This window comes from Streptomyces sp. Y1 (assembly GCF_041053115.1).
Taxonomy (GTDB): domain Bacteria; phylum Actinomycetota; class Actinomycetes; order Streptomycetales; family Streptomycetaceae; genus Kitasatospora; species Kitasatospora rubellomurina.
The window spans coordinates 5,923,361-5,941,896 of record NZ_CP163445.1 but is presented as its reverse complement, the minus strand read 5'-3'; the positions used below and the strand labels follow the sequence as shown (position 1 = coordinate 5,941,896).

Genomic DNA, 18,536 nt, shown 5'->3' with positions numbered 1-18,536 from the left:
ACCGTGACGAACCGTTCGGGCGGCATCACCTCCGGCCCTTGGATCGACCGTGACTACCTCCGCCCCCGTGTGGGACTGCCCCTTCCACCACACCGACGGCCTGGAGTTCGACCCCCTCCTCAAGCGACTGCTCACCGAGGCGCCGATCGCCCGCATCCGGCTGCCGCACGGCGAGGGCGAGGCCTGGCTGGCCACCCGCTACGAGGACGTCAAACTGGTCACCACCGACCGCCGGTTCAGCCGGGCCGCCGGCATCGGGCGCGACCTGCCCCGGATGACGCCCGCCCCGATCGCCCAGGCCGAGGCGATCAACCTGATGGACCCGCCCGAGCACAACCGGCTGCGCCGCCTCGTCGCCCAGGGCTTCACCAACCGCCAGGTCGAGCGGCTGCGGCCCACGACGCAGGAGACCGTCGACGGCTACCTCGACGAGATGGCGGAGCACGGCTCCCCCGCCGACCTCGCCCACTTCCTCTCCGCCCGGCTCCCGCTCACCACCATCTGCGAGCTGCTGGAGATCCCGCCGGCGGACCGCGCCCGGCTCCGGCACTGGGCCGTCGCGATGATGCGGATGGGCCCGGGCAGCCGGGAGGGCCAGGAGGAGGCCAAGGCCGCCCTGCGCGCCTACTTCACCGCGCTCACGGCCGAGCGCCGCGCCGACCCCGGCGAGGACCTGATCAGCGCACTCGCCACCGCCCGGATCGGCGAGGACCTGCTCGACCCGGACGAGCTGGCCGTCATGGCGATGGTCCTGCTGGTCACCGGCCACGACACCACCACCTACGACCTCAGCAACATCGCCTACACCCTGCTCACCCACCCCGAGCAGCTCGCCCTGCTCCGCGCCCGGCCCGAGCTGCTGCCGCGCGCCCTGGAGGAGCTGCTGCGCTTCATCCCGTTCCGCCAGGGCCCCGGCATCGCCCGGGTCGCCACCGAGGACGTCGAGCTGGGCGGGGTGCTCATCCGGGCCGGCGAGGCCGTGCACGTCTCGTACCTGACCGCCAACCGGGACCCGGCGGTGTACGAGCGCCCCGACGAGCTGGACCTCGAACGCGACGCCGGGCCCGTCAACATGGCCTTCGGCCACGGCCAGCACCGCTGCCTCGGCTCGCACCTGGCGCTGATGGAGCTGGAGGTCGCCATCGGCACCCTGCTGCGGCGCTTCCCCGACCTGCGCCTCGCCGTCGACCCGGCCGAACTCGACTGGGACTCCGGCTCGATCTGGCGCTTCCCGCGCACCCTGCCGGTCGCCTGGTAGCACCCCTCTCCCCCCACCACACCGTTCCTGCCCCGGGGAGACCCGCACCATGGCCACACTGTGCCGACCCGCCGTCGCCGTGCCCGAGCACGTCATCACCCTCGACCAGACCCTCGACCTGGCCCGCACCCTGCACGCCGGCCACCCCCAACTCCCGCTCGCCCTGCGGCTGATCGAGAACACCGGGGTCCGGACCAGGCACCTGGTCCAGCCGATCGAGCGGACCCTCACCCACCCGGGCTTCACCGCCCGCAACGAGGTGTACGAGCGGGAGGCCAAGCTCCGCGTCCCCGAGGTGGTCGAACGCGCCCTCGGGTACGCCGAGTTGACCGCCCGGGACATCGACCTGATCGTCTACGTGTCGTGCACCGGCTTCATGATGCCCTCGATGACCGCCTGGCTGATCAACCGCATGGGCTTCCGCTCCGACACCCGCCAGGTGCCGATCGCCCAGCTCGGCTGCGCGGCCGGCGGCGCCGCCGTCAACCGGGCGCACGACTTCTGCCGCGCCTACCCGGGCGCCAACGTCCTCATCGTCGCCTGCGAGTTCTGCTCGCTCTGCTACCAGCCGACCGACCTGGAGGTCGGCTCGCTGCTCTCCAACGGCCTGTTCGGGGACGCGGTCGCCGCCGTGGTGATGCGCGGCCACGGCGGGCACGGCGTGCACGTCGAGCGCAACGGCTCGCACGTGGTGCCGGACACCGAGGGCTGGATCTCGTACGGCGTGCGGGACACCGGCTTCCACTTCCAGCTGGACAAACGGGTGCCCGGCACGATGGCGATGCTCGCCCCCGCGCTGCGCGGCCTTGCCGACCAACACGGCTGGGACGTCTCCGGGTTGGGCTTCTACATCGTGCACGCCGGCGGCCCGCGCATCCTGGACGACCTGTGCCGCTTCCTCGGCCTGGAGCCGGCCGCCTTCCGGCACAGCCGGGCCACCCTCACCGAGCGCGGCAACATCGCCAGCGCCGTCGTCTTCGACGCGCTCGCCCGGCTGTTCGCGGAGGGCGCGGTGCCGGACGGCGCCCCCGGGCTGATCGCCGGCTTCGGCCCCGGCATCACCGCCGAGATCTCGCTGGGCAGTTGGACCACAGTGCCGAGCGAGCCCGCCCGCCGGCGGCCGCGCGCCATCTCCGCCGCAGAGGTGACTCTCGTCCATCCGGCCGCCCCCCGCCGTTTCCCGGCCGGCACTACGATCACCGAATGACCGACACCACACACCGGACGGGTGCCGCCACCGACACCGACACCGAATCCGACGGCTCCGCCAGAGCGGCCGAACTCGCGGGGTTGTTCCCCGCGTTGCACGCGCCGCAGTACTGGGCCTGGGGCCGCTACGACGCCCAGTTCTCCACCGCGCTGCCGCCGGACGAGCTGGTGACCAACATCCACCTGGTCGGCTTCCAGGGCGACGCGGTGGTGCTCTGCCGGGACGACCGCGACCACTGGTTCCTGCCCGGCGGCACCCGGGAGCAGGACGAGAGCATCGCCTCCTGCCTGACCCGCGAGCTGCGCGAGGAGGCGGGCGCCCGGCTGCTCGGCGAGCCGGGCTGGCTGGGCGCGCACCGCTGCCGCACCGACGACCCGGTGCCGTACCGGCCGTGGCAGCCGCACCCGGAGAAGGCCTGGCTGTGGGGCTGGGCGGAGGTCGCGGTGGACTCCGAGCCGACCAACCCGGCGGACGGCGAGCAGGTGGTGGAGGTCCGCGCGGTGCCGGCGGCGGAGGCGCAGCGGCTGCTGCTGACCGGGCACGAGGAGTGGTGGGCCGAGCTGATCGGGCTGGCCGTGGAACTGCGGCGGCGGTCCGGCCGCGACTGAGGATCACCCGAACGGCCGAGCAGTGCGGAGCGACGTCCGTTTTGGGGTGATATCTCTCGGCCATGGGCACCTATCACCTGGCCGCGGACTACCCGCTGCTGAACGTCTTCTGGACGATGCTGGAGCTGTTCCTCTGGATTCTCTGGATCTTCCTGCTGTTCAAGATCATCACGGACATCTTCCGCAGCCACGACCTGAGCGGCTGGGGCAAGGCGGGCTGGCTGGTCCTGGTGATCCTCCTGCCGCTGATCGGCGTGCTCGCCTACCTGATCGCCCGCGGTGACTCGATGCACCGGCGGGACCTCTCCCAGGCCCAGCAGACCGAGGCCGCCGTCCAGGCGTACATCCGGGAGGCGGCCGGGACGTCGCCCGCCGGGGCCTCGGCCTCCGGGACGTCGACCTCCGGGCCCTCGGCGAACGGCGGCGGACGCAGCCACGTGGAGGACCTGGCGACGCTGGCGGACCTGCACACCAGGGGCCTGATCTCGACCGAGGAGTACCAGCGCGCCAAGGACAAGCTGCTGGTGTGACCCGGGACGGCGGAACGGCCGGGGCCGGCGGGCGCGCTGCCCGCCGGCCCCGGCCGTTCCGCGGTGCGCTCAGCGCCGCCCGGAGCGGCGGTCCTTGGCGCCCTCGCCGCCGCCGGTCAGACCGGCCCGGCGCAGCGCGTCCGCCATGGCGCTGTTCGCCGGGGCACCGCCGGCTGCACCGGCACCGCCGCGGTCGCGGTCACGACCGCCCTGGCCGCCGCCGCGGCGCTCCTGGCGCGGCGGGCGGGCCTGCCGGTCGCCGCCCCGGTCGCCACCGCGCTCGCGGCCGACCTCGTCGTCCAGCCGCAGGGTGAGCCCGATCCGCTTGCGCGGCACGTCCACCGACAGCACCCGGACCTTGACGATGTCGCCGGGCTTGACCACCTCGCGCGGGTCCTTGACGAAGGTCCGCGACAGCGCCGAGACGTGCACCAGCCCGTCCTGGTGGACGCCCACGTCGACGAAGGCGCCGAACGCCGCGACGTTGGTGACCACGCCCTCCAGCACCATGCCGACCTCCAGGTCGCCGATCTTGTCGACGCCCTCCTTGAAGGTCGCGGTGCGGAAGGCCGGGCGCGGGTCGCGGCCCGGCTTGTCCAGCTCGCCGAGGATGTCGGTGACGGTCGGGACGCCGAAGGTGTCGTCGGCGAAGTCGGCCGGGCGCAGCGCGCGCAGCCGCTCGCTGTTGCCGATCAGCTCGCGCAGCTCGCCGCCGGTGGAGGCGAGGATGCGGCGCACCACCGGGTAGGCCTCGGGGTGCACGCCGGAGCCGTCCAGCGGGTCCTCGCCACCGGGGATGCGCAGGAAGCCGGCGCACTGCTCGAAGGCCTTGGGGCCGAGCCGGGCGACGTCCTTGAGCTGGCGGCGGGTGCGGAACGGGCCGTTGGCGTCGCGGTGCGCGACGATGTTGTCGGCGAGCGTGCCGGTGATCCCGGAGACCCGGGTGAGCAGCGGCGCCGAGGCGGTGTTGACGTCCACGCCGACCGCGTTGACGCAGTCCTCGACCACGGCGTCCAGCGAGCGGGAGAGCTTCACCTCGCTGAGGTCGTGCTGGTACTGGCCGACGCCGATCGACTTGGGGTCGATCTTGACCAGTTCGGCCAGCGGGTCCTGCAGGCGGCGGGCGATCGAGACCGCGCCGCGGATCGACACGTCCAGGTCGGGCAGCTCCTGCGAGGCGAACGCGGAGGCCGAGTAGACCGAGGCGCCGGCCTCGCTGACCATCGCCTTGGTGAGCTTCAGCTCCGGGTGGCGCTTGAGCAGGTCCTCGGCGAGCTTGTCGGTCTCCCGGGAGGCGGTGCCGTTGCCGATCGCCACCAGGTCGACGTCGTGCTTCTTCGCCAGCGCGGCCAGCGTCGCGATCGAGGCGTCCCACTTGTTGGCGGGCTGGTGCGGGTAGATCGTCTCGAACGCGACGACCTTGCCGGTGGCGTCCACCACGGCGACCTTCACACCGGTGCGGAAGCCCGGGTCCAGGCCCATGGTGGCGCGGGTGCCGGCCGGGGCGGCGAGCAGCAGGTCGCGCAGGTTGGCGGCGAACACCCGCACCGCCTCGTCCTCGGCCTCGGCGCGCAGCCGGGCACGCAGGTCGATGCCCAGGCGCACGAGGATGCGGGTGCGCCAGGCCCAACGGACCGTGTCGCCGAGCCACTTGTCGGCCGGGCGGCCGCGGTCGGCGATGCCGAAGCGGGCCGCGATGCGCTGCTCGTAGTCGTTCCCGCCGGGCAGGTCGCCCTCGGACTCGCCGTCGTAGGGGGAGAGTTCGAGGTCCAGCACCTCCTCCTTCTCGCCGCGCAGCATCGCCAGGACGCGGTGCGAGGGGAGCTTGGTGTACGGCTCGGCGAAGTCGAAGTAGTCGGCGAACTTGGCGCCGTCGCCCTCCTTGCCGTCACGGACCTTCGCGACGATCCGGCCGCGGGTCCACATCCGCTCGCGCAGCGAGCCGACCAGGTCGGCGTCCTCCCCGAAGCGCTCGACCAGGATCGCCCGGGCGCCCTCCAGGGCGGCGGGGCCGTCCGCCACCGACGCGTCGACGCTGCCGCTCCCGACGAGGGCGGCGGCGAGCGCGGCCGGGTCCTGCGTCGGGTCGGCGAGCAGGGTGTCGGCCAGCGGCTCCAGCCCGGCCTCGCGGGCGATCTGCGCCTTGGTGCGCCGCTTGGGCTTGAACGGCAGGTAGATGTCCTCCAGCCGGGCCTTGGAGTCGGCGGCGAGCACCTGGGCGCGCAGCGCGTCGTCCAGCTTGCCCTGGGCCTCGATCGACTCCAGCACCGCCGCCCGGCGGTCCTCCAGCTCGCGCAGGTAGCGCAGCCGCTCCTCCAGGGTGCGCAGCTGGGCGTCGTCCAGCGAGCCGGTGGCCTCCTTGCGGTAGCGGGCCACGAAGGGGACGGTCGCGCCGCCGTCGAGCAGGTCGACGGCCGCCTTCACCTGCCCCTCGCGGACGGCCAGTTCCTCCGCGATCTTCCGCTCGATCGCCTGCTGGGCCTGCCGGGCCGCCTGTTCGACTGGCGTGGTCACGAAGCCGGTCACCTTCTCCTGAAGTGCTGTCGCCGTACGCCCTGCATTCTGGCAGGTGCCGGTGACGGCTCCCGGCCGCGCCGGGGGAGGCCGGGCGTGGCGCACGCCGTTCGCGGCGCCAAGCGGGCCCGGGCGGCGCGCAGTTGGGGGGCACGGATCAGCGGACGGTGAGCGACCCGCTGGGGCGGCCGTCCGCAGTGAGGTCGATCACCTCCGTCCGGCCGCCGCGGCTCGGTGAAGAGCACCACGAGCGTCGACCTATCACCATCTCTTCACCTTGTACGGCACGGCAGTTCCGCATTCCGGCTGAACGGCGGCGACCGGCGCTGTACGCTGCCGGGCATGTGCGCTGCCGCCCGGATGCACCTCGACGAACCGGTCATCGACGCGGCCCTGGTGCGGCGGTTGATCTCCGCCCAGTTCCCGCAGTGGGTCGGCCTCCCGGTCACCCCGGCGGGCCCCACGGGCGCGGACAACGCGATGTTCCGGCTCGGGCCCGAACTCGCCGTCCGGCTGCCCCGGGTGGAGTGGGCCGCCGGGGACGTCCGCCGGGAGCACCAGTGGCTGCCCCGGCTGGCACCGCACCTGCCGCTGCCCGTACCCGTCCCGCTCGCCCTCGGCCGGCCCGCCGCCGGCTACCCGTGGGAGTGGTCGGTGCTGCACTGGATCGACGGGATCAACCCGGCCGCCGCCGTCCCCGCCGCGCCCGAGGACCTGGCCCGCGACCTGGCCGGCTTCGTCAAGGCGCTGCGCGCCGTCGACCCCGCCGGCGCCCCGGCCGGGCCCCGCAGCGTCCCGCTCGCCTCCCGCGACGGCGCCACCCGCGCGGCCATCGCCCAACTGGCCGGCTCCATCGACACGGCGGCCGCGACGGCCCTGTGGGACAAGGCACTTCGGCTGCCCGAGCACGCCGGGCCGCCGGTCTGGATGCACGGCGACCTCACCCCGGGCAACCTGCTGGTCGCCACCACCGGCCGGCTGACCGCCGTCCTCGACTTCGCGCTGATGGGCGTCGGCGACCCGACCGCCGACCTGATCGTCGCCTGGAACCTGCTGCCCGCCGCCGCCCGTCCGGCCTTCCGCGCCGCGCTCGCCGCCGACGACGACGCCTGGGCGCGCGGCCGCGCCTGGGCCTTCTCCATCGCGGCGGTGAGCGTCCCCTACTACCGGCACACCGACCAGGCCCGCACCTCCGCCGCCCGCCGGGTGCTGCGCGAAGTCCTCGCCGACCGCAGCGTGTAGACGGTCCATCGGCTCCCGTCTCACCGTCCGCCGGCGTTGCTATGGTTCTCCCCGCTACTACGGGCATGGGGGACGGACTTGGCACGGAGCGTCGTCGATATCAGCGTGAGCCGGCGGGTGCTGTGGGTGGGCGGCGACGCCTACCAGCTCACCCACATCGCCCGGGCGCGGCAGCTGGCGTGGTACCCGCCCAAGCGCACCAGGGTGGTGATCAGGTTCGTCCGGCAGGTGTTCGGGCTCGCGGCCGCCGCCACGATCCTCGGCGCCGTCACCGCGAACTCCTCGAACCAGGGCGCGGCGGCCGCCGTCCCGGGCGTGCTGCTGGTCGCGGGCCTCGCGTACTTCGTCTACCGGCTGGTCACCCAGCTGCGGCAACGCCCGCTCTACCGGCTGGTCCTGGAGATGTCCAACGCCTCCACCACCGCCGTGGTGAGCCACGACGCCCGGCAGATCGGCGCCCTGATCCGGATGATCATGGAGGCGATCGACAACCCGGCGGCCGAGTTCGCGGTCCAGATCGAGAACGTGCACGTCGGCGACACCATCAACCAGTACGGCGACCACAACATCGGAAAGCAGGTCGGCGCATGAGCAGCGGCGGTATCCACTTCGGCGACTCCGTCACCCAGCACGGGGACCACAACATCGGCATCATCAAGCAGCAGGGCCCGGCCGATCCGCAGGCCGCGATGCGCGAACTGATCGCTACCGTAAGGCAGTTGCGCGAACACGTGCCGGCCGAGGACCGCGAGGTGCTGGACGAGTCGCTGGAGGCCATCGGCGACGGCCGCAGCGCCTCGCCGTCCGTCCTGCGGCGCGCCCTGCGCAACATCTCCGGCGTCGCCGCCCTGGTCACGGCGGGCGCGCCGGTGGTGGAGTCGATCCGGCGGATCCTGGACTCGGCCGGCTCCTGAGGCCCGGGCCACCGACAACCACCGCGTGACCGGGTCAGAAACCTGTCCCGGTCAAAGGCTGCTGCTAACGTGGGCGCATGAGTGGTCTGCGGGAGAGGAAGAAGGAGCGGACGCGGCGGGCGATCTCCGAGGCCGCGATCGCGCTCTTCCTGGAGCACGGCTTCGACCAGGTGTCGGTGGCCGACGTCGCGGCGGCGGCCGAGGTGTCGAAACCGACCCTGTTCAGCTACTTCCCCACCAAGGAGGACCTGGTCGTCCACCGCTTCGCCGACCACCAGGACCAGGCCGCGGACGTGGTCCGCCACCGGCCCGCCGGCGAGTCCGTGCTCGACGCCCTGCACCGGGACTTCCTCGACGGGCTCGCCCGGCACGACCCGATCACCGGCCTCAACGACCACCCGGCCGTCCTCGCCTTCGGCGAGCTGGCCCGCAGCACCCCGAGCCTGACCGCCCGGGCCGCCGAGTACCTGGCCCGCGCCGAACGCTCGCTCGCCGACGCCCTGTTCGAGGCCCCCGACCTCGCCCCGCCGCGCGCCCTCACCGCGCCGCTGCTCGCTGCCCAGCTCACCGCCACCCAGCGGGTCCTGGCCGAGCACAACTGGCACCGCATCCGGGACGACGGGCAGACCGCCGACGAGCTCCACTTCGAGGCGGTCACCAACGCCGACCACGCCTTCGAGCTGCTGGCGCGGGGCTACGCCGCCGACGTCTCCGGGGCGCCCTGGCCGTCCTGAGCCGCCGGGCAGTTCCCCAGGAGCTCGTCGAAGGCCTCCTGGCCCGCGTCGTACGGGAAGATCCGCAGCGCCCTCCGCTCGCCCGCCGGAGCGATCACGTAGTACTCGGCGAGGTACGAGAGGTCGTCCCAGTCCTCCCAGCGGTGGGCGCGCAGCAGGACCCGACCGCAGCGGGTGCAGCCGATCCACGGCACCAGCACCAGCCCGGCGAGCTCGGGCTCGCTCCAGCCGGTCTGCACCTCGGCCTCCTCGCCCTCCCCGTCACCGTCCAGCAGCTGCACCGGCTCCGGCCCGCCGTCGCCCAGGCAGCGCACGAGGCCGGGCGTGAGGGCGTGGCGCATGCCCCAGCCGTCCAGGAGCACCGAGATCTGCGCCCGGTCCGCCGCACCGATCGGCACCTGGCGGGCGAGCAGGCCCTCGACCAGTACGGTGAGCCCGCCCTCCTGCTCGCCGATCTGCCAGGCGTCCTTGACCTCCTGCGCGGCGGGCTCCGGCAGGAGATCGGCGATGCGGTCCCAGCGGGCGGTGTCCACGTCCTTCACGTCCATGGGTCGGACTCTAACCTCCCGGGCGGACACTCATGACAGGGGCCTCGGACGCAGGCGAACCCGGTCAAGAGTTTTTTCCGGTCAAGAATCTGTCCCGGTCATGGAAAGGCCCCGGCGCCCGCTACAGTTCGCCCCATGACAACGCGTCACCACGCCTTCGAGAAGCTGCACAACTTCCGCGACCTGGGCGGGTATTCGGCCGCCGAGGGCCGGTCCGTCCGGTGGGGCCTGCTCTACCGGACGGACTCCCTCGGCAAGCTCGCCGGCTCCCCCGCCGACCTCGACCGGTTCCACGCCCTCGGCGTCCGCACCGTGATCGACCTCCGCTACCCCTGGGAGATCGCCGCCAAGGGCCGGATACCGGACTTCGACGGCCTCGACTACCACAACCTCTCCATCGAGCACCGCCCCTACGACCAGGCCGAGATCTCCCCGGACGTCGACCCCTGGCGCTACCTCGCGGACCGCTTCGGCGAGGTAGCCGAGGACGGCGTGCAGGAGATCCGCCAGGCCCTCGACGTGATCACCTTCGCCGAGGGGCCGGTGGCCTTCCACTGCGCGGCCGGCAAGGACCGCACCGGCCTGATCGCCGCCCTACTGCTCACCCTGCTCGGCGTCCGCGAGGACGACATCGCCGCCGACTTCGCCCTCACCGAGCGCGCCACCGAGCGCTTCGTCGCCGATTGGCACGCCGCCCACCCCGGCCGCACCCTCACCTGGCCCGGCTACGGCCGCGCCCCCGAGGCGGTCATCCGCCTCACCCTCGCCGACCTCGCCGCCCGCCACGGCTCCGTCGAGGCCTACCTCACCGGCCCCCTCGGCATCACCCGCCCCCAGATCGACGCCCTGCGCGCCCGCCTCCTGACCGACTGAGGCGCCCTCTCCGCGCAGGAAGTCGGACCGGTCGACTTCCTGCGCCGGCGCCGACGGGTACGACAGAATCACCCCCATGGGAACAACCATTCGGGGATCCGTGGAGTGCCGCACCTGGGGCCCGGGCCTGGCCGTCGAGGAGTCGGCGTGGTACCGGGCCGTCGACCTGTCCATGCTCGGCATGACCAGGGACTACGCGGCCTTCGCCTGCCTCTTCGGCGTCCGCGACCTCAGCGGCCACTGGCAGCCCGTCGCCGCCGACCGCGGCCTGCCCCCGGACACCTCGGAGCACGTCCGGGCCGCGCACGCCTCCTGGGGCGAGGTGGCGTTCGGCGCCACCTGGCTCGACTGGACCGAGATCCTCGCCATCGACTGGGACGAGCCGGCGATCCCCCGCGCCACCGGCATCACCCGGTACCGCCGGCTGCCGGACGGCACGCTGCAGTTGAGGCACCGGGGGGACTGGAGCCGGGGGTTCGCGCGGGCCAGCGGCGTCGACACCAGGAGCGCCGACCCCACCCGGATCGGTGAACTGTGGGCCGAGGGCACCGAATGGGACGTCGGCACCACCGTCTTCCGCGCCGAACGCGACCGGCGCCGCGACGCCGTCCCCGCGGACGGCTCGTGGCAGCCGGTGTGGACCGTCATGCGAGCCCTCGCCGGCGTCCACGGCGACCAGCACGTCCGGCTGGTCGCCTGGTTCGAGGAGTAGCCGGGTCAGCCGAGCACGGGCCGGACGGAGAACTCGCCGTACACGAGCGCGGCGTAGCCGGGGTGGCCCCGGTGGGCGGTGGCCCGGCCACTGGTCAGCTCGCTACGGTAGGCGTCGTAGGCAATGCGCGGGCCCAGGGCGTTCAACTCCCGCTGCGGACCGGCGGGGTGGTCGTAGGGGATGCGGTCGAGGGGGCACTCGTCGCCCCAGCGGAACAGGGTGTCCGCGCCGGCCCCGCAGGCGTGCTCCCACTCGTCGGGGCCGGGCATCCGCAGGCCGCGCGCGGCGAGCAGGGCGGGCACGGCGGCGGGCGGTTCGGTCAGCCGCTCGTCCTCGACCGCCATGAGCACCGCCCCCAGGGTGACGGTCCGGCGCGGGCTGAGCAGGAGCGCCAGGTGCGAGCGCAGGTCGGGGCCGTGGCCGAAGCCCTGCTCCAGGCTCTCCCGGTAGTGGGCCTCCTGCTCGGGCGCCGGCCGCCACCGCTCGGGGTCGAACCCGAGCGTGACCGTACCGCCGGGCACCAGGGCGAACTCCTGCCCACCCCGCTCGACCCGGACGCGGTGCAGCGGGGCGCCGAGGTGCTCGACGGTCTCCACCGCGACCACCCGGCCGCCGGTCGACTCGGCCACCCGCCGAGCGAACCGCCGGGCGGCGGGCAGGTCGAAGGACCGCCACTGATCGAAGGTCAGGTCGGCAAGGGACATGCGCCGCAGTCTTCCACGGGCACCTGACAGCCGAGGAGCCGTCGCCGCGCAGGAAGTCGGCACCCGACTTCCTGCGCGCGATTCGCTACCGGCGAGCGGTTTCCAAGGCGGGCGGGAGGCGAGCGGCGGCGTAGCCGCACAGGAAGTCGATCAGTCCGACTTCCCATGCACCAGACCCGACCGGCGACGAGGCTCCCCCAGGCAACGCGGCCGGCCGGTGGCGTAGCCGCACAGAAAGTCGGCCAGCCCGACTTCCTACGCGCGATTCGCTACCGGCGAGCGATTTCCAGGGCGGCCCGGAGCAGGGCAGTGGCGCCCCCGCACAGGAAGTCGACCAGTCCGACTTCCCACGCAGCAAGAGGCACTACGGGGGGAGGCCTCCCCGGGCGGCGGCTGGGGTGGCCGGAAGTCAGGTGATGGGATCGCCGCACAGGAAGTCGGCCGGCCCGACTTCCTACGCAAGAGGCGCCACCGGCGAGGGGCTTTCAGGGCGGCCGGGAGGCGGGCGGCGGCGTAGCCGCGCGGGAAGTCGGCCGGGCCGACTTCCTGCGCGCGGGACGCTATCGGCGGCGGGGCTTGCCCGGGCGGCGGCCGCCGCTCCGCGGCTTGTTGCCGGGGCCTGTGGCCGGGGTGGCCGTGGTGGGCCAGTGGGTGGGGCGGGTCAGGGTGGCGGGGAGGCGGGTGGTGGCGTCGCCGCGAGCGGCGTTGAGCTGGGCCTGGGTGAGGAAGAGGGCGGTGGTGAGGTCGGCGCCGGAGACGTCGGCGTCGCGCAGGTCGGCGCCGATGAGGTCGGCGAGGCGCAGGTCGGCGCCGGAGAGGTCGGCGGCGACGAGCAGGGCGCCGCGCAGGTTGGCTCCGCGCAGGTCGGCGCCGCGCAGGCGGGCGCCGAAGAGGTCGGCGCCGCGGTGCTCGCGGCGGCGGGGGACGGCGGCGCGGACGAGTTCGCTCGCGCGCAGCAGCAGGTCGGCGACCTGCTGGCGGTGCGCGGGGACGTCGACGGCGAGGACCTGTTCGGGGGTGCCGCCGGCGAGCCGGTCGGTCTCGTCCAGGGCGGCCCGCAGTTCGGTGTGGAGCGCACGGGCGGGCTCGAAGGTGAGCGCTTCGGTGAGGTACCAGAGGAGTTCGTGCAGCTGGCGCACGATCGGGAACACGTCGAACATCGGTGCCGCGGTGGCCGGTTCGGCCCGCCAGCTGGTGCCGCCGAAGGTCTCCTGGGAGACCCGCTGCCCGGCGCCGAAGCAGTCGTAGACGGTGCAGCCCTGGAAGCCTTCGCCGCGCAGCCGGGCGTGGATGCCGCAGCTGAAGTCGGTCTGCAGGTTGCGGCAGGGGGTGCCGGCGGACTTGTTCATCGCGAAGTCGGTGCCGGCCGCGAACGGCAGGGCGACGCAGCAGAGCCCGAAGCAGCTGCCGCAGTCGGACTGCAGCACGGGCAGCGGATGCTCGGTGTCGCTCACGTTCCGGGGTCCTTCCACCAGCTGGGCGCCGGTGCGGCGCCAGGGGACCCGGAAATCCTACTGGGCACGCCCACCCCCTCGCGAGTAATGTGCCCACCGCAAGTGTGACCATTACCACGGGGGTATCGCCATGCAGCAGCAGCCGGCCGTCGCCGAGCTGGTCCGGATGTGGGTCAGCGGCTGGGCCGTGTCCCGGATCGCCGCCGATCCGGTGGAGCGGCCCTGGGGCTGGAGCATCGACGTCGCCGACTCGCGCGGGGAGCTGGCCCGGCACGTGCTGCCGGAGCCGACCGAGCACGAGGTGCGCCGGCTCGCCGGCACCGTCACCGCGCCGAACACCTGGCTGAAGCTGTTCGCCGAGGACGACACCGTCCGCCCCTGGCTGGGCCCGCAGTGGCGGCTGGACGTGCCGGGCTTCCTGATGGCCGCCCCGCTGGCGCCCGCCGGGGCCGCGGCGCTCCCGCCCGGCTACACCCTGACCACCTGGAGCCGCGGCGGCATCCTCCGCGCCCTGGTGCGCACCCGGGACGGGCACCTGGCCGCGCGCGGCCAGGCGGGCCTGGCCGGCCCGGTGGCCGTCCCCGACAAGATCGTCACCGCCCCCGAGCACCGCCGCCGAGGGCTGGGCGCCGTGGTGATGCGGACGCTGCAGTCCGCCGCGTACGAGGCCGGGGCCCGTACCGGCGTGCTGGTCGCCACCATGGAGGGCCAGGCGCTCTACCGCACGCTCGGCTGGACGACGTACGCCCCGATGGCGAGCCTGGCGCTGGAGCCATAGGCCTCAGCGGCGGGCGGGCCGGCGGCTCGACTCGGCGGCGCCGGGCCGGGGCCACGGCCCCGGGCGGTCGGCGGTGTTCAGGAGCACCGAGACGGTGTCGTCCTGGGCGTTGGTGACCGCCAGGTCGAGCCCGCCGCCGACGGTGAACCGGCCGGCCGCGACGCGGTCCGGGGTCGAGTGGTCGCCGGACCCGGTGGGGTAGGACTGCGGCGCCCGGAAGGTGCCGTCGCGGTTGCCGAGCAGCAGCGTCGCGGAGTTCCCGCCGGTGGCGAGGGCCAGGTCGGCCGCGCCGCTGCGGGTGAAGTCGCCCACGACGACCGAGACGGGCGCGCTGCCGGCCGGGTAGGACCGCACGGGCCGGAAGGTGCGGTCGCCGTTGCCGAGCAGGACGCGGGCGGAGTTCTCCGAGTCGGCGAGCACGAGGTCGAGCCGGCCGTCGCCGCGCAGGTCGCCGACGGCCAGCGAGACGGGGATGCCGCCGACCCGGTAGCCGGTCGGGGCGCCGAGGATGCCGTCGCCGTTGCCCGGGAAGACCGCGACCTCGCCGACGCCGTCGAGGGCGACGGCCAGGTCGAGGTTGCCGCTGCCGCCGAGGTCGGCGAGGGCGATCGAGGCGGGGTTGGAGTTGTCGCCGGTCGGGTAGCTGCGCGCCGGCTGGAAGGTGCCGTCGCCGTTGCCCAGCAGCAGCGAGACGCTGCCGTCGCCGAAGTCGCCCAGGTTGGCGACGGCCAGGTCCAGCGTCCCGGTGCCGCGGAAGTCGCCGAGGGCGACGGCGTCCGGGTGCGGGCCGGTGGCGAGCCGGCGGGGCGGTCGGAAGGTGCCGTCGCCGTTGCCGAGCAGCACCGAGACTCCGTCGCCGTCCTGGTCGGCGACCACCAGGTCCGACACCCCGATGCCCCGGAGGTCGCCCACGGCGACGGAGCTGGGGCCGGGCCCGGCGGGGTAGGTGCGGCGCGGGGCGAAGGTGCCGTCGCCGTTGTTCAGCAGGATCGACACGGTGCCGTCCGCGGCGTCGGCCACCACGAGGTCGGTGCGGCCGCTGCCGGTGAGGTCGCCCGTCGCGACCGCGCGCGGGTTGTGCCCCACCGGGTAGTCGGTCTTCGGGGCGAACACCCCGGAAGCCCTGGGCACCCCGGACGCCCCGGCGGCCGAGGCGCCGCCAGGCAGCACCGCCAACAGCCCTGCTGCCAGGGCGGCTTGGGCCGACCTCAGTCTGCGCATGGTCCCGTCACTCCCGTCCGGGCGCCGCCCGGCGCCCCTCTCGGGGCCGATGGTCGCCCGGCGGGCGCGGCGGTGGACGCAGCGACACCCCGAAGGGGCCGCGGCAATCCCGGCGGCGTCAGCGGTACGGCAGCAGCTCGGCCCGCTTCGGCGGCCGGCCGTCGCCGGAGGAGCGCCCGGTGAGGCGGCGGCCGATCCAGGGGCCGAGGTGGGTGCGCAGCCAGCGGGCGTCGGCGCGCAGCCGTTCGGCGCGCCCGGGCGGGGCGGCGGCGGGCAGCGGGGCGCGCCAGTCGAAGTCGACGGGGCGGCCGAGGGCTTCCAGCACGCCGGCGGCGACCCGGCGGTGGCCTTCGGGCGACAGGTGCAGGCGGTCCTCGGCCCACAGCCGGCGGTCGTCGAAGCAGGGCGCGGAGAAGAGGTCGACGACGGCGAAGCCGTCCTGCTGGCCGAGCTCCTGCACGAAGGCCTTCATCCGCAGGATGGCGGGCAGTATCCGGGTGCTGCCGGCCATCCGCCGGGTGGGGTCGGTGCTGGTGAACAGGACGACGGTGGCGCCGGTGGCGCGCAGTTCGGCGGCGCAGTGGCCGAGCAGCCGCTCGACGCGGTCGATGTCGCAGCCGGGGCGGAGCACGTCGTTGAGGCCGCCGGCGAGGGTGACGAGGTCGGCGCCCATCCCCACCGCGGTGGCGAGCTGCTCGTCGTGGATCTGGCCGATGAGCTTGCCCCGGACGGCGAGGTTGGCGTACCGGAAGCCGTCGCCCTCGCGCTCGCCGGCGCCCGCACGCCCCTCGTCGCCCTCGCGCTCCTCGGCGAGCGCGGCGGCGACCCGGTCCGCCCAGCCGCGGTAGTTGCCGTCCGGCAGCAGGTCGTCGCACATGCCTTCGGTGAACGAGTCACCGAGGGCGACGTAACGTGCGTAGCTGCGCTGGGTGGTGGGCACGGGGGGCCTCCGCTCTCCTGGGACGGCTCTGCGGTCCGACGATCGTACGTGCACGGCGACGGGCGGAACCGCCGGGGGCCCGGCCGCTCCTTCCGCCCGGCCGCTCCTTCCGCTCATTCCGCGCCGACTGTTCGTTTATCGGTCCGCGCCATCCTGAGGACACGGGGCGTCGGCCGGCGACGGGGGCCTTGCCGCCGCCCCGGCCAGGCCGGTCGGAGTGCTGCCGTCAGCCGATGACGGCGGCGCTCCGGGCCGTGTACCAGTGCTCGCGCACCGCGTCGGTGGGCCGCTGCTCGCCCAGGGCACCCAGCCCCCACGCGCCCAACGCCTCGATCACCGGCCGCAGTTCGGCCCCGCGCTCGGTCAGCTCGTACACCGTGGCACTGGCCGGCCGCTCCAGCTTGCGCCGGACGGCGAGCCCCTCGCCCTCCAGCTGCTTGAGCCGGGCGGCCAGGATGTCGGTGGAGACACCGGGCAGGTCGGCGTGCAGGTCGGTGTAGCGGCGCGGGCCGCCGAGGAGTTCACGGACGATCAGGAGGCTCCAGCGTTCCCCCACCGCGTCCAGGGCGCGGGCGACGGCGCAGTACTGGTCGTAGCTTCGGCGTGACATGTGGATCAGCATAGCCAAGAAGTTGGACTTTCCAAGTGCCGACTTGGTAGAACAAAGCAGAAGCAACGGAGCGGTGGTGACGGTCGGGAGGCCGCAGATGGAGTTTCGGCAGTCCAGCAAGCTGAACGGCGTGTGCTACGAGATCCGCGGCCCGGTGGTCGACCAGGCCAACGCCCTGGAGGAGGCCGGGCACAGCGTGCTGCGGCTGAACACCGGCAACCCGGCGCCGTTCGGCTTCGAGGCGCCGGAGGAGATCATCCAGGACATCATCCGCAACCTGCCCTCGGCGCACGGCTACAGCGACTCGCGCGGCATCCTGCCGGCCCGCCGCGCGGTGGTGCAGTACTACCAGCAGCGCGGCGTCCAGGGCGTCACCGTCAACGACGTCTACCTCGGCAACGGCGTCTCCGAGCTGATCCAGATGGCCGTCACCGCGCTGGTCGACGACGGCGACGAGGTGCTCGTGCCGGCCCCGGACTACCCGCTGTGGACGGCGTCCGTCCGGCTGGCCGGCGGCAAGGCGGTGCACTACCTGTGCGACGAGGAGGCCGACTGGTACCCGGACCTCGACGACATCGCCGCCAAGATCACCGCCCGCACCAAGGCCATCGTCGTCATCAACCCCAACAACCCCACCGGCGCGGTCTACCCGAAGGAGCTGCTGGAGGGCATCCTCGACCTGGCCCGCCGCCACCAGCTGATGGTGCTGGCCGACGAGATCTACGACAAGATCCTCTACGACGACACCGTGCACCACTGCCTGGGCGCGCTCGCCGACGACGTGCTCACCCTCACCTTCAACGGCCTGTCCAAGGCCTACCGGGTGGCCGGCTTCCGCAGCGGCTGGCTGGTCGTCTCCGGGCCCAAGCAGCACGCCGCCGACTACCTGGAGGGCCTGACCATGCTCTCCGGCATGCGGCTGTGTCCCAACGTGCCCGCCCAGTACGCCGTGCAGGCCGCGCTCGGCGGCCACCAGTCCATCAACGACCTGGTGCTGCCCGGCGGGCGGCTGACCGAGCAGCGCGACATCGCGGTCAAGGCGCTGAACGAGATCCCCGGCGTCAGCTGCGTCAAGCCCAAGGGCGCGCTGTACGCCTTCGCCCGGCTCGACCCGGCGGTGCACCGGATCGTCGACGACGAGCGGTTCGTGCTGGACCTGCTGCTGCGCGAGAAGATCCACGTCGTCCAGGGCACCGGCTTCAACTGGCCCCGCCCGGACCACTTCCGCTTCGTCACCCTCCCCCGGGCCGACGACCTGGAGACGGCGATCAACCGGATCGGCCGCTTCCTCGCGACGTACCGGCAGGTCTGAGCCGTACGCTCGGACACCATGACCGTCCTGCGCTCCATCGCCCTGTTCGTGCTCGCCGCGCTCGCCGAGATCGGCGGCTGCTGGCTGGTCTGGCAGAGCGTGCGCGAGCAACGGCCTTGGTGGCTGGCCGGGTTGGGGGTGGTGGCGCTCGGCGCGTACGGCTTCGTCGCGGCTCTGCAGCCGGACGCGGACTTCGGCCGGGTGCTGGCCGCGTACGGCGGGGTGTTCGTGGCCGGCTCGCTGCTGTGGGGCATGGCGGTGGACGGCTTCCGGCCGACCCGGTATGACGTGCTGGGCGCGCTGGTCTGCCTGGCCGGGGTCGCCGTGATCATGTACGGGCCCCGGCGCTGAGGTCGTCCCTCAGCACCGGGGCC

The 18,536-nt window shown here is 73.9% G+C and carries 19 protein-coding genes and 1 pseudogene; 13 read left to right on the top strand and 7 right to left on the bottom strand.

The window, feature by feature from the left end:
• The first annotated feature begins 49 nt into the window (after window positions 1–49).
• From AB2U05_RS25900 to AB2U05_RS25885, 4 genes are all read left to right on the top strand, one after another.
• The gene (locus tag AB2U05_RS25900) at window positions 50–1,258 is read left to right on the top strand and encodes a cytochrome P450 (RefSeq protein ID WP_045697367.1); all 1,209 of its coding nucleotides are present in this window, start codon (window positions 50–52) and stop codon (window positions 1,256–1,258) included.
• Window positions 1,259–1,307: 49 nt separating this feature from the next.
• On the top strand, window positions 1,308–2,465 hold the full coding sequence (locus AB2U05_RS25895; RefSeq protein ID WP_369184388.1) for a type III polyketide synthase: 1,158 nt from the start codon (window positions 1,308–1,310) through the stop codon (window positions 2,463–2,465).
• Window positions 2,462–3,076, top strand: a complete 615-nt coding sequence (locus tag AB2U05_RS25890; protein ID WP_078860009.1) for an NUDIX domain-containing protein — start codon at window positions 2,462–2,464, stop codon at window positions 3,074–3,076. The genes AB2U05_RS25895 and AB2U05_RS25890 overlap by 4 nt, the downstream gene beginning before the upstream one ends.
• A gap of 62 nt (window positions 3,077–3,138) precedes the next feature.
• Window positions 3,139–3,606, top strand: coding sequence for an SHOCT domain-containing protein (locus AB2U05_RS25885; RefSeq protein ID WP_045697372.1), 468 nt, complete (start codon window positions 3,139–3,141; stop codon window positions 3,604–3,606).
• A gap of 69 nt (window positions 3,607–3,675) precedes the next feature.
• Here AB2U05_RS25885 and AB2U05_RS25880 read toward each other — a convergent pair whose 3' ends face one another.
• Window positions 3,676–6,120: a Tex family protein gene (locus AB2U05_RS25880; protein ID WP_369184387.1), complete on the bottom strand. Its 2,445-nt coding sequence runs from the start codon at window positions 6,118–6,120 to the stop codon at window positions 3,676–3,678.
• A 342-nt stretch (window positions 6,121–6,462) separates the two neighbouring features.
• Here AB2U05_RS25880 and AB2U05_RS25875 point away from each other — a divergent pair, with 342 nt between their 5' ends.
• From AB2U05_RS25875 to AB2U05_RS25860, 4 genes are all read left to right on the top strand, one after another.
• A complete protein-coding gene (locus AB2U05_RS25875; RefSeq protein WP_369184386.1) occupies window positions 6,463–7,362 on the top strand; it encodes an aminoglycoside phosphotransferase family protein in 900 nt (299 codons plus the stop codon).
• A gap of 105 nt (window positions 7,363–7,467) precedes the next feature.
• On the top strand, window positions 7,468–7,953 hold the full coding sequence (locus tag AB2U05_RS25870) for a DUF6232 family protein (RefSeq protein ID WP_369184385.1): 486 nt from the start codon (window positions 7,468–7,470) through the stop codon (window positions 7,951–7,953).
• A complete protein-coding gene (locus AB2U05_RS25865; protein ID WP_369184384.1) occupies window positions 7,950–8,276 on the top strand; it encodes a hypothetical protein in 327 nt (108 codons plus the stop codon). Before AB2U05_RS25870 ends, AB2U05_RS25865 begins: the two co-directional genes overlap by 4 nt.
• 77 nt (window positions 8,277–8,353) lie before the next feature.
• Entirely contained in the window at window positions 8,354–9,010 is a 657-nt protein-coding gene (locus tag AB2U05_RS25860) for a TetR family transcriptional regulator (protein ID WP_045697382.1), read from the top strand.
• On the opposite strand, the gene AB2U05_RS25855 is transcribed toward AB2U05_RS25860, so the two are convergent.
• Window positions 8,971–9,558 (bottom strand): hypothetical protein, encoded by a 588-nt coding sequence (locus tag AB2U05_RS25855; RefSeq protein WP_045709491.1) that lies wholly within the window; start codon window positions 9,556–9,558, stop codon window positions 8,971–8,973. The two genes, AB2U05_RS25860 and AB2U05_RS25855, sit on opposite strands and share 40 nt — an antisense overlap.
• Window positions 9,559–9,693: 135 nt before the next feature.
• Between AB2U05_RS25855 and AB2U05_RS25850 the strand changes: the two genes are divergently transcribed.
• Both AB2U05_RS25850 and AB2U05_RS25845 read left to right on the top strand, forming a co-directional pair.
• The gene (locus tag AB2U05_RS25850) at window positions 9,694–10,431 is read left to right on the top strand and encodes a tyrosine-protein phosphatase (protein ID WP_045697386.1); all 738 of its coding nucleotides are present in this window, start codon (window positions 9,694–9,696) and stop codon (window positions 10,429–10,431) included.
• A gap of 76 nt (window positions 10,432–10,507) precedes the next feature.
• The gene (locus tag AB2U05_RS25845; RefSeq protein WP_369184383.1) at window positions 10,508–11,143 is read left to right on the top strand and encodes a hypothetical protein; all 636 of its coding nucleotides are present in this window, start codon (window positions 10,508–10,510) and stop codon (window positions 11,141–11,143) included.
• A 5-nt stretch (window positions 11,144–11,148) separates the two neighbouring features.
• On the opposite strand, the gene AB2U05_RS25840 is transcribed toward AB2U05_RS25845, so the two are convergent.
• Window positions 11,149–11,847, bottom strand: coding sequence for a hypothetical protein (locus AB2U05_RS25840; RefSeq protein WP_369184382.1), 699 nt, complete (start codon window positions 11,845–11,847; stop codon window positions 11,149–11,151).
• A 560-nt stretch (window positions 11,848–12,407) separates the two neighbouring features.
• A complete protein-coding gene (locus AB2U05_RS25835; protein WP_369184381.1) occupies window positions 12,408–13,301 on the bottom strand; it encodes a pentapeptide repeat-containing protein in 894 nt (297 codons plus the stop codon).
• A 130-nt stretch (window positions 13,302–13,431) separates the two neighbouring features.
• Between AB2U05_RS25835 and AB2U05_RS25830 the strand changes: the two genes are divergently transcribed.
• Entirely contained in the window at window positions 13,432–14,079 is a 648-nt protein-coding gene (locus AB2U05_RS25830) for a GNAT family N-acetyltransferase (protein ID WP_369184380.1), read from the top strand.
• Window positions 14,080–14,082: 3 nt separating this feature from the next.
• Here the strand turns inward: AB2U05_RS25830 and AB2U05_RS25825 are convergent, their stop codons facing one another.
• The 3 genes and pseudogenes from AB2U05_RS25825 to AB2U05_RS25815 form a co-directional block, all read right to left on the bottom strand.
• On the bottom strand, window positions 14,083–15,300 hold the full coding sequence (locus AB2U05_RS25825) for an FG-GAP repeat domain-containing protein (RefSeq protein WP_369184379.1): 1,218 nt from the start codon (window positions 15,298–15,300) through the stop codon (window positions 14,083–14,085).
• Between the two features lie 118 nt (window positions 15,301–15,418).
• A complete protein-coding gene (locus AB2U05_RS25820) occupies window positions 15,419–16,240 on the bottom strand; it encodes an SGNH/GDSL hydrolase family protein (RefSeq protein WP_369184378.1) in 822 nt (273 codons plus the stop codon).
• A 256-nt stretch (window positions 16,241–16,496) separates the two neighbouring features.
• A pseudogene (locus tag AB2U05_RS25815) lies at window positions 16,497–16,850 on the bottom strand (winged helix-turn-helix transcriptional regulator); the annotation flags it as partial.
• A 97-nt stretch (window positions 16,851–16,947) separates the two neighbouring features.
• On the opposite strand from AB2U05_RS25815, the gene AB2U05_RS25810 reads away from it, so the two are divergent.
• Both AB2U05_RS25810 and AB2U05_RS25805 read left to right on the top strand, forming a co-directional pair.
• Complete coding sequence (locus tag AB2U05_RS25810) at window positions 16,948–18,162, top strand: pyridoxal phosphate-dependent aminotransferase (RefSeq protein ID WP_045697399.1); 1,215 nt, start codon at window positions 16,948–16,950, stop codon at window positions 18,160–18,162.
• An 18-nt stretch (window positions 18,163–18,180) separates the two neighbouring features.
• Window positions 18,181–18,513 carry a YnfA family protein gene (locus tag AB2U05_RS25805; protein WP_045697401.1) on the top strand — a complete coding sequence of 111 codons (333 nt, stop codon included), beginning with the start codon at window positions 18,181–18,183 and terminating at the stop codon, window positions 18,511–18,513.
• The last annotated feature ends 23 nt before the right edge of the window (window positions 18,514–18,536 follow it).